At 68.6% G+C, this 14,486-nt stretch carries 14 protein-coding genes; 10 read left to right on the plus strand and 4 right to left on the minus strand.

The window, feature by feature from the left end; translation table 11 throughout:
- Nucleotides 1–5 precede the first annotated feature (5 nt).
- The 6 genes from AB4Z55_RS06395 (at nt 6) to AB4Z55_RS06420 (ending at nt 5,992) form a co-directional block, all read left to right on the plus strand.
- Nucleotides 6–656 (plus strand): thioredoxin, encoded by a 651-nt coding sequence (locus tag AB4Z55_RS06395; protein WP_004022275.1) that lies wholly within the window; start codon nt 6–8, stop codon nt 654–656.
- A 63-nt stretch (nt 657–719) separates the two neighbouring features.
- Nucleotides 720–1,394: a FadR/GntR family transcriptional regulator gene (locus tag AB4Z55_RS06400; RefSeq protein ID WP_369519396.1), complete on the plus strand. Its 675-nt coding sequence runs from the start codon at nt 720–722 to the stop codon at nt 1,392–1,394.
- On the plus strand, nt 1,391–2,578 hold the full coding sequence (locus AB4Z55_RS06405) for an MFS transporter (protein ID WP_064570410.1): 1,188 nt from the start codon (nt 1,391–1,393) through the stop codon (nt 2,576–2,578). Before AB4Z55_RS06400 ends, AB4Z55_RS06405 begins: the two co-directional genes overlap by 4 nt.
- 76 nt (nt 2,579–2,654) lie before the next feature.
- On the plus strand, nt 2,655–4,025 hold the full coding sequence (locus AB4Z55_RS06410) for an FAD-dependent oxidoreductase (protein ID WP_369519397.1): 1,371 nt from the start codon (nt 2,655–2,657) through the stop codon (nt 4,023–4,025).
- Nucleotides 4,022–4,810, plus strand: a complete 789-nt coding sequence (locus AB4Z55_RS06415) for a PaaI family thioesterase (protein ID WP_369519398.1) — start codon at nt 4,022–4,024, stop codon at nt 4,808–4,810. The genes AB4Z55_RS06410 and AB4Z55_RS06415 overlap by 4 nt, the downstream gene beginning before the upstream one ends.
- Before the next feature lie 228 nt (nt 4,811–5,038).
- Nucleotides 5,039–5,992, plus strand: a complete 954-nt coding sequence (locus AB4Z55_RS06420) for a phytanoyl-CoA dioxygenase family protein (protein WP_101819865.1) — start codon at nt 5,039–5,041, stop codon at nt 5,990–5,992.
- A 236-nt stretch (nt 5,993–6,228) separates the two neighbouring features.
- Here the strand turns inward: AB4Z55_RS06420 and AB4Z55_RS06425 are convergent, their stop codons facing one another.
- Genes AB4Z55_RS06425 through AB4Z55_RS06435 form a run of 3 tightly spaced genes read right to left on the minus strand, consistent with a single transcriptional unit; the run spans nt 6,229 to nt 9,267 of the window.
- Nucleotides 6,229–7,368, minus strand: a complete 1,140-nt coding sequence (locus AB4Z55_RS06425) for a CoA transferase (RefSeq protein ID WP_239401473.1) — start codon at nt 7,366–7,368, stop codon at nt 6,229–6,231.
- A gap of 43 nt (nt 7,369–7,411) precedes the next feature.
- Nucleotides 7,412–8,437 (minus strand): MaoC family dehydratase, encoded by a 1,026-nt coding sequence (locus AB4Z55_RS06430; RefSeq protein ID WP_369519399.1) that lies wholly within the window; start codon nt 8,435–8,437, stop codon nt 7,412–7,414.
- A complete protein-coding gene (locus AB4Z55_RS06435) occupies nt 8,434–9,267 on the minus strand; it encodes a CoA ester lyase (protein WP_369519400.1) in 834 nt (277 codons plus the stop codon). The genes AB4Z55_RS06430 and AB4Z55_RS06435 overlap by 4 nt, the downstream gene beginning before the upstream one ends.
- A 153-nt stretch (nt 9,268–9,420) precedes the next feature.
- Here AB4Z55_RS06435 and AB4Z55_RS06440 point away from each other — a divergent pair, with 153 nt between their 5' ends.
- Together AB4Z55_RS06440 and AB4Z55_RS06445 are read left to right on the plus strand one after the other, a co-directional pair.
- A complete protein-coding gene (locus tag AB4Z55_RS06440; RefSeq protein WP_369519401.1) occupies nt 9,421–10,572 on the plus strand; it encodes an acyl-CoA dehydrogenase family protein in 1,152 nt (383 codons plus the stop codon).
- 36 nt (nt 10,573–10,608) lie between these two features.
- On the plus strand, nt 10,609–11,364 hold the full coding sequence (locus AB4Z55_RS06445; protein WP_239401481.1) for a GntR family transcriptional regulator: 756 nt from the start codon (nt 10,609–10,611) through the stop codon (nt 11,362–11,364).
- 183 nt (nt 11,365–11,547) lie between these two features.
- Here AB4Z55_RS06445 and AB4Z55_RS06450 read toward each other — a convergent pair whose 3' ends face one another.
- On the minus strand, nt 11,548–13,029 hold the full coding sequence (locus tag AB4Z55_RS06450) for an MFS transporter (RefSeq protein WP_369519402.1): 1,482 nt from the start codon (nt 13,027–13,029) through the stop codon (nt 11,548–11,550).
- A 93-nt stretch (nt 13,030–13,122) separates the two neighbouring features.
- Here AB4Z55_RS06450 and AB4Z55_RS06455 point away from each other — a divergent pair, with 93 nt between their 5' ends.
- On the plus strand, nt 13,123–13,614 hold the full coding sequence (locus tag AB4Z55_RS06455; protein ID WP_064571402.1) for a MarR family winged helix-turn-helix transcriptional regulator: 492 nt from the start codon (nt 13,123–13,125) through the stop codon (nt 13,612–13,614).
- Entirely contained in the window at nt 13,611–14,480 is an 870-nt protein-coding gene (locus AB4Z55_RS06460) for an SDR family oxidoreductase (protein ID WP_239401485.1), read from the plus strand. The genes AB4Z55_RS06455 and AB4Z55_RS06460 overlap by 4 nt, the downstream gene beginning before the upstream one ends.
- The last annotated feature ends 6 nt before the right edge of the window (nt 14,481–14,486 follow it).

A 14,486-nucleotide genomic window follows, 5' to 3' on the forward strand; every position in this document is an offset into this window, starting at 1 on the left:
GACGGATGAGCAGACCGACCAAGATCGCATGGGCGGCCCTCGTGGCCATCGTCGTCGTCCTCGGTGTCGCCGTGCTCATCGACCGCGAACCCGCCCCCGCGCCCGCGGACACGACGGTCGCCGTCGATCGCCTGGTGCGCCCGGACAGCCATCGCCTGACGGCCCCGGCCGACGAGCGCGCGCGATTCGTCGAATTCCTCGACTTCGAATGCGAGGCCTGCGGCGCGGTCTACCCGATCATCGAGGACCTGCGGCGCACGTATGGCGACCGGATCGCCTTCGTGGTCCGCTACTTCCCGATGCCCGGCCACGTCAACGCCGAGCGAGCGGCCCGCGCCGTCGAAGCCGCTGCGGCACAGGGCAGATTCGAGCAGATGTACCAGCGCATGTTCGCCACCCAGGCGCACTGGGGTGAGCAGCGGGTTCCTGCCGACGATGTGTTCCGCGGTTTCGCGATCGACCTCGGACTGGACATGCCCGCGTTCGACGCCGCGTACAACAGTCCGGCCACGCTGGAGCGGATTCGCGCCGACGTCGCGGACGGGCTGGCCCTGGGCGTGCAGGGCACCCCTACGTTCTTTCTCGACGATCAGCGCCTCATGCCGAACACCATCGACGACCTCACCGGTGCGCTGCACCGGGCGGCCACCGCCTGAGGTATCCGGGCGGCGAGACCGGGCGGCTCCTGAACCTAAACATGGGATGTTAGGTTGTTTAGCGTGACCGGCCAGATCATCCCGCCCCGCAGGACCAGCGAGCTCGTCGTGCAACGGATGCAGGAGCTGATCGCCGACGGCACCTGGCCGATCGGCGAGCGGATACCCGCCGAGCCCGAGCTCGTGGCGCAATTCGGGGTGGGACGGAACACGATCCGGGAGGCCGCCCGGGCGCTCGAACACGCCGGCATGCTCGAGCCGCGGCGCGGCGACGGCACCTATGTACGTGGACGGAGTCCGCTCGCCGGAGCGATCGCGCGACGCTCGGCGCCATCTGAGTTACGCGATCTACTGGAAGTGCGCCGTGCGCTCGAGAGCGAGGCGGCGGCCGGTGCGGCCGGTCGTGGGGATGCCCGCGACGTCAAACGCCTACGGACGCTGCTCGCGCGCACCGAGGATGCGCTGACCGACGGCGATCTGGATCGATACACACAGGCCGACATCGCTTTTCACGCCGAACTCGTCCTCGCGTCCCGCAACGTGCTGCTCATCGAGATGTACGACGGGATCGCCGAGGCGATCGCTCGAACCCATCCGTCGGTGCTGCGTCGTCCGTTGGCCGAGCAGTCACACCCGCGTGGCCATCGCGACGTCGTGGATGCGATCGAACGCGGCGACGCCGGCGCGGCGCGCGCGGCGGTGTACGCCTACGTCGACTTCACCGAGGTGCCGGAATGAGCGGGCGGGGTCTGTCCACGCATGAGCGGACCGGAATCGGGGTGATCGTCACCGCGGTCGGGGTGATGCTGGTCGCCGCGAATCTGCGACCGGCCGTCGTGGCCGTCGGGCCACTCATCGGCGTGATCTCCGACGACGCCGGGTTCAGCAGCGCGGTCGCCGGGCTACTCACCGCCCTGCCCGTCCTGTTCTTCGGGATCTCGGCTCCGGTTGCGCCGCGCCTGGCCAACCGCTTCGGCATCGAGCGGGTCATCTTCGGCGCGCTGCTCGTGCTGATCGCCGGAATCCTCGTGCGTCTGATTCCCTCCGCAGCAGCACTCTTCGCCGGCTCGGCCATCATCGGAGCCGCCATCGGTACCTGCAACGTCGTGTTGCCTGCGCTGATCAAACGCGACTTCGCGCACCGCTCCGGGCTCATGACCGGTCTCTACTCGATGACGCTGTCAGGTGGAGCCGCGGTCGCCTCCGGGGTGAGCGTGCCCATCAACGATGCACTGGGCGGAGACTGGCGTCTCGCGCTCGCCACGTGGGGACTCCTCGCGGTGGTGGCCGTCGTCGTCTGGATTCCGCAGCTCCCCTCGGTTCACCGGGTGACCTCTGCCTCGCCGACGACGTCGTTGCTGACGAACCCGATCGCGTGGGCCATCACGGTGTTCATGGGCACGCAATCGTTGATCTTCTACACGTTCGTGGCGTGGCTGCCGCAATACCTCGTCGAGACCGGGATGTCGCCACTGCGGGCGGGTGCGGTTCTGGCGTCGGCGCAGGTGGTCGCGCTGATCATGTCACTGCTCGCGCCGATCGTCGCCGGCCGCTTCGCCGATCAGCGCGTCGTGACCCTGTCGGTGATCACCGTGTGTGCCATCGGTTTCGTGGGTCTGCTGAGCACCGACGTGTGGCCCGGGTTCTGGGCCGCCTGCGTGATGGTCGGGCCCGGCTCGTCGATCAGTCTGGCTCTCCTCTTCATGGTGCTGCGGAGCTCGGGTTCGGAGCAGACGGGGCAGGTGTCCGGGATGGCACAATCCGTCGGCTATCTGGCTGCGGCAGCCGGACCGATCGCCATCGGCGGGATTCACGACGTCACGGGTTCGTGGACGCTTGCGATGGCGGTTCTCGGTCTCGTGCTGGTGCCGCAGGCCGTCTCTGTGCTCGGCGCGGCCAAGAACGCCAAGATGACCGGCTGAGCCGAGCCGGCCCGATGCCGCAGGCGGATCCGCGCAACGCCGGTACCGGTCAGCCCTGACCGCTAATCTGTGGCGCATGCATTGTGTGGTCGTGGGTGGGGGACTCGCCGGTCTGGCGTCGGCGGTGTGGCTCTCGGAGGCTGGTCAGCGTGTCACCCTGCTCGAACGGCGCGGTTCACTCGGCGGCCGCACCATCTCGATGCCCCTGCATGTCGTCGACGATGTCCCCGACAACGGCCAGCATGTGTTCGCCAGCGGATACGAGCACCTCATGCGTTACCTGGACAGCGTGGGCACCCGCCGACACGTGGCGTTCCCGGGGCACATGACGGTGCGCATGCCCGGCGGGGCGACCCGCAGATCCGGATTCGCGGGCGTGTCCGGACTCCGCGCGGCGCTCGGCGACCTGCCCGGCGTGACCGGCCTCGACCGGCTGCGGACCGCTCGGGCACAGATCACTTTGATACGCCAGGCATTTCGGCAACCCGACTGGCTCGACGACATCACCGCCGACGAGTGGTTCCGGCGTATCCGCATGCCGCAGTCCGCGCGGGACGCGCTGTGGGACGGCATCGTCATCGGCCTCACCGGGGACAAGCCGGACATCTCCTCGGCCAAGGTCCCGGCCGATCTGCTGGTGACCGGCGCCCGGCGGGCACGGGAGACGCGCACGCCGATCTCCATCGGGTACCCCACCGTCGATCTCGACACGCTGTTCATCGAGGGCGCCGAGAAGCGTTTCGCCGACGCCGGTGTGGAGGTCCGCCACCGCGCGGTGGTGTCGTCGATCGACGTGACCGACGGGGTCGTGAGCGGTGTGACCCTCGCCGACGGCGAGAAGATCGCCGCCGATGCCGTCATCTGCGCGGTACCGGTGTGGAGTGTGAAGGGGCTCCTCGACCAGGTCCCGGGGCACGATCGCATCTATCGGGCCGTCGAGAACCTGACCCCCGTCCCCATCGTCAGCGTGAACCTGTATCTCGACCGCTCGATCGGGATGACCGACTGGGGCGAGATCCTCTACGGCGGTGAGGGTGTGCTCGAGCAGGTCTGGGACCGTCAGCGCATGCACGGGCGCGAACCGCGCGACAACCACTTCTACTCGACGACGGTCTCCGCGTCCTATGACCTCATCGGCAAGACGAACGCCGAGATCACCGAGATCCAGATGGACATGCTGCGCCGATACTTCCCGCAGGCGGCCGATGCCGAGGTGGTCCACAGCCACGTGGTCCGGATGCCGAAATCGACCTTCGCGCAACGACCCGGAACCGCAGGCATCCGTCCCGACCAGCGCACCGAGGTCGACGGTCTCGCCCTCGCCGGCGACTGGACCCGCACCGACTGGACCACGACGATGGAGGGCGCGTGCCAGAGCGCGGCCCGGGCCGTCGACATCATCCTGGAGCACGCGCAGCGCCGTCGGCAGGGCGCCCGGCAGCCATGACGACGTCCGCATCCGCCTTCCACCTCGGCGGTCCCGAAGTGATGCTCCGCATCGGCGAGGTCTCCGTTTCCGGTGAACGCAGTGAGGCCCACACCGAGGCCGGACCGTGGCTGGCCGACCCTGCAGCGGGGGTGAGCCGTGGGGCTCTGGCCGTGTCGTGCGACGACGTCACCGGATACCTCGTCGCCGCCGGTGGTCCACGGCACCGGTGGCCGGTCTCGCTCGGTATCCGGATGGACTTCCTCGCCGACCCGCCACTGGATGGTTCCTCGCTGCATGTCTCCGGTGAACTCGTGGCGCGAGATGACCGGGGTGCCATGACCACCGGGGCCGTCCTTGATCCGTCGGGCCGGACGATCGCCACGATCATCCAGCGGTCGCACCTCATCGACGCGCCGAGGACTCCCGGCCCGCGGGCGTCAGCGCGGGTCCTCGAGATCCCGGACGAGCCGGTCCGTCAGCAGCTCGGACTCGTCGAGGTCGCGCCGAACGTCCTGAGCATGGCGCCCACGGTCTTGTCGGCCAACGGGATGGGCAGCGCGCACGGCGGAATTCTGGTCTGTGCCTCCGAACTCGCGGCCGCGTCGTGTGTCCGCGCCGCAGGCGACATGCGGACGACAAGCGTCGACATCACCTACGTCCGCCCGTGCGACGCGGCTGAGACGGCGACGTTCACATCCGAGGTCATGCACCATGGCCGATCGCTGTCGGTGGTGCGCGTGGTGGCGGCAAACCGCGGAGCCAAGCCCGCGGCGATCGCGACGGTCGTGCTCCAGCACATCTGAGCTCTCGCGTGCGGCATACCTGCATGGTTGCGGGGGTTGTCGGTCCCTGGCAGGGTGCAGACATACGGCCGATTCCGGCGCGCGTGAAGATCGTTCGCGCCACCGATGCCGTCACATCGCGATGCGTCGCCGTCCGACGTTCGCGCACAACACAATCACCTTGCCCGCCGCCGAGGCGCACCTGCTCCGAGAGCGGCCTGCCGGATGAGGGAGAGGATCGCAGAGATCGTGACAACTCACACAGCAACCACGATGCCCGACACCGCCGGAACGAGCGCAGCGCCGACCGTCTCGGCGGGCGCTCGGTCGACGAGCGTCGGTGTCGACGTCTACCGCACGCGGCTCGCGCACCACAGCCAGATCGAACCGCGACCGCACAACACGGTGTGGGGGAGCATGGGAAACCCCGGACCGCTGTCCGCCCCTGAGCTCCGCCGATACGCCGATCGCGGATACCACACGGAGACAAACGTTCTCGCCGATGGCGACATCGCGGAGTGTCTCCGTGAGGTGGAAGCGATCACCGAGCGGCTCGGTGACGACGACCGGGTGATCCGCGAGTCGTCCAGCGGGGACGTGCGGTCGCTGTTCGCGGCGCATCAGCTCAGTGACGTCATCGCCGAGATCTGTTCGCGGGAATCGATTGTCGGCGTCGCCCGTCAGATCCTCGACGATGACGTGACGATCCACCAGAGCCGGATCAACCTCAAGCCGGGGTTCGCGGGCGGTCCGTTCTACTGGCATTCGGACTTCGAGACCTGGCACGCCGAGGACGGGATGCCCGCGCCGCGCGCGCTGAGTGTGTCCCTCGCCCTGACACCCAACGTCACGACCAACGGCCCGCTGATGATCATTCCCGGTTCGCACCGGCGGTTCGTCAGCTGTGTGGGCTCGACACCCGGCGACTATCACCGGGAATCGCTGACGTCCTACCGGCCGCCGTTCGGGACGCCGGAGGAGCAGGACGTCGCGAGCCTCGCCGATGAACTCGGTATCGACACGATCACCGGACCGGCCGGGTCTGCGTTGTACTTCGACTCCAACTGCCTGCACGCGTCCGGCGGGAACATCACGCCCTACCCGCGCAGCAACCTGTTCGTCGTCTTCAACGCGAAGTCGAACGCCTTGCAGGAGCCGTACGGCGGGACCGCGCCACGTCCGGATCATCTGGCGCACAGGTGAGCGCGGCTGTGCGCTGACCCGCGAGCGGCGGCCCACCCCCTGCCCCCTGAGGTGCGAGCGAAGGCCCGCCCCCTGCTCCCTGAGGTGCGAGCGAAGGCCCGCCCCCTGCCCCTGAGGTACGAGCGAAGGCCCACCCCTGCTCCCTGAGGTGCGAGCGAAGGCCCCCCTGCTCCTTGAGTGCGAGCGAAGGCCCGCCCCCTGCTCCCTGAGGTGCGAGCGAAGCGAGCCTCGAAGGGTCAGAACCCGGACGACGAGCCGAGGTCGGGAGCCGGTCCGGCGAAGAGATGCTCACCGTCGAACCGGGCGGGCAGGCCGGCCGCGAGGTAGGTGCCGATTCCGGGCTGGTCCAACTCGCCGAAGAGCGGGTTGCGCTCCAGGACACCCGATTCGACGACCTCGTCGAAGGTTCGGTACCGCTCCCAGAGCACGGATGCCGTTGCCAGGCCGGCCTCGACCTCCGCGGTGGTGTGCCGCGCGAACCATGCTGCGAACAACGGGGTGAGAACACCACGGTGGATGTACCGGTCGTCCTCGGTGCTGAAGTCCGCGCCCAGCGCCCGCTCGACGGCCGCGACCGCGTCACCGGTCCCGGTCATCTCGACGAGGGCGCGGAAGTGGCGCGGGGTGAGCGCGACGAGCATGAACCGGCCGCCATCGGCTGCCACGAAATCGGTTCCGTAGGTGCCGTATACATCGTTTCCGGTCGCCGGGCGTGTGCCACCGCCGAGCTGCGGTTCGGTGAGATATCCGAGCGCCCCGGCGATGGCGAGGGCGGTGTCCTCGAGGGGCAGGGTGATCTGTGCCCCGGAACCGGTCTGTTCCCGGCGGCGGACGGCCGCCGTGATCGCCAGCGCGGCATACAGACCGCAGGCGATGTCCCACGCCGGCAGTGCGTGATTGACGACGCCGGCGTAATCGGTGGGACCGGTGATCGCCGGGAATCCCAACGCCGCGTTGACCGTGTAGTCGACGCCCGGGGTGCCGTCGGTGCGGCCGAGCAGTTCCAGCGTGATGACGTCGGACCGCCGTGCGGACAGTGTCTCGTGACTCATCCACGACCGCCCACCCGCGTTGGTGACGAGGATTCCCCCGCCCGGGCCGCTGTCGATGACCAGGTCCTGCACCGACTTCTGGCCACCGGGATCGCGGAAGTCGACGGTGACCGACTTCTTGCCGCGATTCAACCCGGTCCAGTAGATCGAGTGGCCGTCTGCCGTGAGCGGCCATCGGTTGACATCGGCGCCACCGCCGATCGGGTCGACGCGGATGACCTCGGCGCCGAGTTGCGAGAGCGTCAGGCCGCACAGCGGTGATGCGACGAAGCTCGACACCTCCACGACGCGGAGACCCTCGAGCGGACGGGGATTCGAGCTCATGCGACAGACTCCTGGGACGTGGGGGGCGGTGCGGTGAGTGAGGTCAGGCCATCAGGACGCGGAAGCGCCAGTCGAGGACCTCTCGGTCAGCGTCCACGCCGTGTGCGATGACTGTGGAGCGCAGGCGCAGGACACCGCCGCCGGTGGCCAGTGGCGTGGCGTCCTCGACGAGGATCGTCGAACTGAGGGTGTCGCCCTCGTGCACCGGTCCGGTGTGGTCGCACGAGTCCCAGCCGGTGACCGTCACCAGATTCGGCAGCGCCCGGTTCGCTTGCGCGAGAGCCAATCCGATGGTGTGGCCGCCATAGACCAGGCGTCCGCCGGCGGCCGCGCCGGCCACCCGCTCATCGTGGTGGGTGGCCGCGATGTTCAGCGAGAGCCGGGCGAGTTCCGGCGCGCTGGACACCACGTCGGCGCTGGAGGCAAAGGATCGACCTACCAGGTCGGGCGAGAAGTGCTGTCCGCCTGCGGATGCACGGTAGGTCGCCAGGTCCCACTCGGGGAGGGACGCCGACGCGTCCGTTCCCGGTCCGATGGTGCTCAGGTCGTCCGCGTGGACGGTCCGCCCGGGGTCGGGGTCCGAAGACAGCGGCAGCATCGCGCAGCGATAGAAGTCGAGGACGGTGTCGCCCTGCTGGTCGGTCGTGACCATGTGCAGTGCGGCGAGCCCGGTCGGTGCACGGTCGGGCTTGGACTTGTTCTCGCGCAACCCGACCACCTCGGTCACGGTTGCCAGCGTGTCGCCGATCCGGGGGTGGCTCAGGAACCGCAGGCCGCGGTAGAAGAGGTTCGCCTTCACGTGATGGGTGGCCAGGGTGGACTGCCCGATCGCGATGTCGGTGACCAGTCCGGGATGAACGAGCGTGCCACCGTGGATCACCCGATCGGACAGATGCGCGTCGAGTGCGAGGCGTAGACGATCGCCGAGGATCATCTGGTGCGCCGCGGCGAGGCCGTCGGTCACCGTGAGCGACGGGGCGTCGTCGAAGACCTGCCCGTGGAACAGCTCGTCGAAGTAGGGTCCGCCGACGGCGATGGTCTCGCCGCCGGTTCGATCGGGCGGGGTCATTCGGCTGCCTTCGCGAGGACGCGCCGCGCAGACACGGCCAGCGCCTCGTCGAGCATCCGGCCGTCGAGTTCGGCGGCGCCGGCACCTACGGCGGCAGCCTTGTCGAGCGCGTCGAGCACCCGGCGTGCGTCCTCCACGGCGGCGGCGTCCGGGGTGAAGATGTCGATGGCGGACTGCAGCTGAGCCGGGTGGATGACCCAGGTGCCGTCGAAGCCGAGGTCGCGAACCCAGCGCTTGGCGTCGCGGAAGGTGTCGTCGTCGGCGATGGTCAGATGCGGTCCATCGATGACGTCGACGCCGGCTGCCCGGGCGGCGAGCAGCACCGAGTCCTGGACGACGTGCCAGGTCTGCATCGGCAGGCCGGGACTGCGTCCCAGCGACGCGGCGAGATCGGCGTACCCGATGAGGACGGCGTCCAGCCTGGTGGTGGCCGCGCAGATCGCACCGGCGTCACGGATGCCGCGGGGCGATTCGAGCAACGCCTGCAGACGGACCGGGGCTCGGCCGAGCTGTTCGTCGGCGGACCGGAGGTCGGCAGGCGAGTCGGCCTTCGGCAGCACGACCGACGACAGGTTCGGCATCTGTGCACATGCGGCGAGGTCGGCGGCAGCCCAGGGTGTGTCGATCGCGTTGATGCGCAACGAGATCGCGCGGTCGGCACCGAATTCGGCGACGAGGTCGGCGGCCGCCGCACGCGCGGAGTCCTTGTTCTGCGGAGTCACCGCGTCTTCGAGGTCGAGGACCACTTCGTCGGCGATCGAGCCCAGGGCCTTGCGGGCCTTGCGGTCGTCGGAGGCCGGCGCGACCAGGACGGCTCGTCTTCTCTGCACTGCTGCTCCAAAGGTGTGAGGTCAAATGTGCGGCCAAATTCGATGCCGTTCCGGTTCTATCAGACCGACGCGTGCATGGGAAGTGTTGACACCGACCGTGCTGGTGGACAAAATGGCCGTACAAATCTGGTCGTACATCGTAGGGAACCCGTCATGAGCTCGCTGTCCGCCGAAGAGGCATTCCTGGTCGACACCGTGCGGTCGTTCGTCGACCGGGAGGTCAAGCCCTCCGTGCAGGAGGTCGAGCACGCCAACTCCTATCCCGAGAAGTGGATCGAGCAGATGAAGCAGATCGGGATCTACGGACTTGCTATTCCCGAGGAGTTCGGCGGCTCGCCGGTGTCGATGCCGTGCTACGCGCGGGTCACCCAGGAACTCGCGCGCGGATGGATGAGTCTGGCCGGGGCGATGGGCGGGCACACCGTGGTCGCGAAGCTCCTCACGCTGTTCGGCACCGCGGAGCAGCAGCAGCGGTACCTGCCGCGGATGGCGACGGGCGAGATTCGGGCCACGATGGCGCTGACCGAGCCGGGCGGGGGATCGGACCTGCAGGCGATGACGACCGTCGCGAAGGTCGACGGAGACGATCTGGTCATCAGTGGGTCGAAGACCTGGATCAGCAACGCGCGACGCTCCGGGTTGATCGCCTTGATGTGCAAGACCGATCCGGGAGCGCAGCCACGGCACCGGGGCATCTCGATCGTGCTCGTCGAACACGGTCCGGGACTGACCGTCTCACGCGACCTGCCCAAGCTCGGTTACAAGGGCGTCGAGAGCTGCGAGCTGTCTTTCGACGGTTATCGCGCACCGCGGTCGGCGATCCTGGGCGAGGTTCCCGGCAAGGGGTTCGGCCAGATGATGAAGGGTCTGGAGACCGGTCGGATCCAGGTGGCGTGCCGCGCGCTCGGGGTGGCGACCGCAGCGTTGGAGGACTCGCTCGCGTATGCGCAGCAACGGGAGTCGTTCGGGCAGCCCATCTGGAAGCATCAGTCGATCGGCAACTATCTGGCGGACATGGCCACCAAGCTCACCGCGGCGCGTCAGCTGACCTGGCACGCCGCCGAGCAGTACGACAAGGGCGAACGCTGCGACATGGAGGCGGGCATGGCCAAGCTCTACGCCTCGGAGGTGGCCATGGAGATCGCCCTGAACGCCGTGCGCATCCACGGCGGCTACGGCTACTCCACCGAGTTCGATGTGGAGCGGTACTTCCGCGACGCACCGCTGATGATCGTGGGGGAGGGCACCAACGAGATCCAGCGCAACGTGATCGCGGCCCAGCTCGTCTCGCGCGGCGGTATCTGAGGCGACGAGCGTCGACCCGGCCGGAGAGTGGGTTCCATGGACGAGCCAGATCAGTCCGCGCCTGCGTACAAGACGCTGGCCGCCGAGCTGCGCTCACAGATCGTCGCGGGGATATATGCCGGCGGCGTCCGCTTGCCCACCGAATCCGAACTGTCGCAGGAACACGGGCTCAGTCGGCAGACCGTCCGCCGCGCATTCCTGGAGCTGGTGACCGAGGGCTCGGTCTACCGCGTCCCCGGCCGCGGGACCTTCGCGACCGAGAACGCGGGGCAATATCTGCGCCAACTGGGTTCGATCGAAGATCTGATGAACCTGTCCGCGGACACCGAGATGCAGGTCATCGAATCACCCGCGCGCCGAGTCGATCTCGAAGCCGCGGGACGGTTGCGACTGGACACCGACGTGGCGTACCGCATCGTCTTCCAGCGCTTTCACGACGGGGTCCCGTTCGTCGTGACCACCGTGTGGTGGCCGGAGTCGGTCGCGCGCCTGGTGATCGACGCCCCCGAGGTCGAAGCCGGTGCGCGCAGCGAACACACGATGATCGGACTGCTCGAACCCCATCTGGTGCATCCGATCGAGGAGTGCGCGCAGTCGATCACCGCCACCGTCGCCGACGCCGGGACCGCCGCCCGACTCGGATGCCCCGTCGGACACGCGGTGCTGCGCGTCGACCGGTTGTACACCGACTCACGGGGTAGGGCAGTCGAACTCGCGGTCAGTCACTTCTTGCCCGAGCACTACACGTACCGGGTGACTCTGCGCCGCACCACCGATCCGCGGTCGGAGTGAGCCGGCGCCCTCTGGTCGCCGATCCGAAGGGAACGACCCCTCCGCTCCCTGAGGTGCGAGGAGCGTTAGCGACGAGCCACGAAGGGTGCCGCAACGTACGTCACCATGCCCTTCGTGGCTCGCTTCGCTTGCACCTCGGGGAGCGGTTGGTGGCTCGCCGGGACTCAGGTGGCGGTATCCCTGTCAACCCCGAGCCGGAAGGGGCTGCTCCTCGGGCACATTCGACGATCTGCGGTGCGACGGGATGGTGAGTGTGATCGCCATGCCGACGAAGGCGGCGGCCGCGGCGACGAGGAAGCACCAGGTGAACGTCGACTCGTCGGGAACCTCGATGCCGCCCAGCGAGATCGTGGCACTGGCCAGGATCAGCGCCATCACGGCGGAGGCGATGGTGGTGCCCAGCGAACGCATGAGCCCGTTGAGACCCACCGCGGCACCGGCTTCCGTGGCCGGGACCGACCCCATGATCAGGGTCGGCATCGCCGCGTAGCCGACGCCCACTCCGATGGCGCACACGATCGAGGCCAGCATCAACTTCCACGCGGCGTCCATGAGGAAGAACGCGAGCAGGTAGCCGCATCCCAGAATGGCGGCGCCGATGGCGAGCGTGATCTTGGCGCCGATCCGGTTGATGAGGATGCCCGAGACGGGCGCGAAGATCATCATCATCAGTCCGCCGGGCGCCATCCACAGACCTGCGGCCAGCAGCGACTGCCCCAGGCCGTAACCGGTGGCCTCCGGTAGGCGCAGCAGCATCGGCAGCACGATGGACTGGGCCATCATGCCGAATCCGATTGCCGCGGCGGCGATGTTGGTCAGCAGGACGGCGGGCCGTGCGGTGGTGCGCAGGTCGACGAGCGGCTCACGCCGGCGCAGTTCGACGAATCCCCAACCGACCAGGACGACGATCCCGCCGATGCCCAGTCCCAGTGTCGCGCCGGACGTCCAGCCCCAGTCGTTGGCCTTCGACACCGCGATGAGGAAGGCGGACAGGCCCACGGCCAGGCCGATGGCGCCGGGGATGTCGATGCGACCGCCGGCGGCGTCGTTGACGCGCGGGACCAGGATCAGCACCGCCAGCGTGACGAGGACGCCGAGGCCGGCAGCCACATAGAACAGCGCATGCCAGTTCCAGGTCTGCACGATCCACGCCGCCAGCGGCAGGCCGATCGCGCCACCGACACCGAGGGTCGCGCTCATCGCGGCGACGGCCATCGAGGTGATCCGGGGTGGGGTGATCTCGCGGATGAGGCTCATCCCGACGGGGATGAAACCCATGGCCAGGCCCTGCACGCCGCGCCCGATGATCAGCGGGATGAGCGAATCGCCCAGCGCGCAGATCAGCGAACCGAGAGTGAGCAGCACCGCGCTCACCAGCAGGACGCGCTGCTTGCCGAACATGTCGCCGAGGCGTCCGGCGATCGGCATGGCCACGGCGGCGGCGAGCAGGGTCGCGGTGATGATCCAGGAGGCGTTGCCGATCGACGTCCCGAGGAGACGGGGGAGGTCGGGCTGGATCGGGATGATCAGCGTCTGCATCAGCGAGGCGACCAGACCGCCGAAACAGAGCACCACGACGCTGCCGATGGCACCCGCGGGTGCCTTCTCGATGGCGTCCGACGTGTCGTCGGTCAGTTCGGGTGCCGAACCTCGTACTTGGCCCATGGGAGAGACCTCCTTCGAGGTATGCAGCATACATATGTAATGTACACACGCAAATCGGACAGTAGATTGTCCACGTCGAGAGATGGAGGAGAGATGTCGGAGGACCACGCGCCCTGGCAGTCGCCGGTGCATCGTGACCTGGCGCAGGAACTGCTGCGGATGTCACGGCGTCGCAGCCTGGTGCACCCCGGCGTCGGGCTGGAACGCTCGGCTTTCGCGATCCTCTGGGTTCTCTCCGACGGACGGCCGCGCACGTTGCGGGAGCTGACCGCCGACCTCCAACTCGAGCAGTCGACGGTCAACCGCCAGGTCAACGCCGCCATCAAACACGGGTATGTGGAGCGGTTCGAGGTCGAGGATTCGCTGTCGAAGATGATCCGTCCCACCGAATCCGGGCGGGCGGCGTTCCGGCGCGACGGCCTGCTGCGTGCCGAGCGCCTCGAGCAGGTCTTCGCCGACCTGGCCCCCGGCTCCCCGCAGGCGCTGCTCGACGAACTGCGCGCCTTCAACGACGCGTACGAACGGACCCAGCACCGGCACGGCGCAACCGATGAATCCGACACCGGGAAGAGAGGATCGGCGTGACCTCGGCCGGCACATACGTGGTGACCGGTTCGGCGTCGGGGATGGGTGCGTCGGTGGCCGCGGCCCTGCGCGCGGAGGGGCACACCGTGATCGGGGTCGATCAGCGCGACGCCGAGGTCGTCGCCGATCTGTCGACACCCGAGGGTCGACGCGGCGCGGCCGATGAAGTCCTCGCCCGATCCGGCGGGCGGCTCGACGGTGCCGTGCTGGCCGCGGGCATGGGCCCCGCTGCCGGGCGTGAGCGGATGATCGTCGAGGTCAACGTGTTCGGCGTGACCGACCTGCTGACCGCCTGGCGTCCGGCGCTGGCCGCCGCGGGGAACGCGAAAGTGGTTGTGTTCGGCTCCAATTCGACGACGGTGACGCCGCTGGTGCCGACGTCCGCGATACGCCGACTGCTCAACGACGACCCCGAGGGGGCCACCCGGGTGATCCGACGCCGACGGGGCGTCACCGGCCCCGTCGCGTATGCGTCCTCGAAGATCGCGATCACGCAGTGGTGCCGTATCCATGGCACAGCGGCCGAGTGGGCGGGCGCCGGTATCCGCGTCAACGTCATCGCGCCGGGCCCGGTGATGACGCCACTGCTGCAGTCCCAACTCGACAGTCCGCAGGGCGGACACGTGAAGTCGTTCCCGGTGCCGGTGCGCGAGTACGGGACTCCAGGGCAACTCGCGTCCTGGGTCGTACTCATGCTGTCGCCGGCGGCGGATTTCATGGCCGGCGCGGTCGTCACCGTCGACGGCGGCACCGATGCCCTCATGCGCGCACGCGACTGGCCGTCTCGGCTGCCACTGCGGGCGGTGCCACGGTTCCTGTGGACGATGTACCGCGCCCCCAGGAGGGGAATGGTCGCGGAGTACTAGTGGTGG

Source organism: Gordonia sp. ABKF26 (assembly GCF_041103195.1).
Taxonomy (GTDB): domain Bacteria; phylum Actinomycetota; class Actinomycetes; order Mycobacteriales; family Mycobacteriaceae; genus Gordonia; species Gordonia terrae.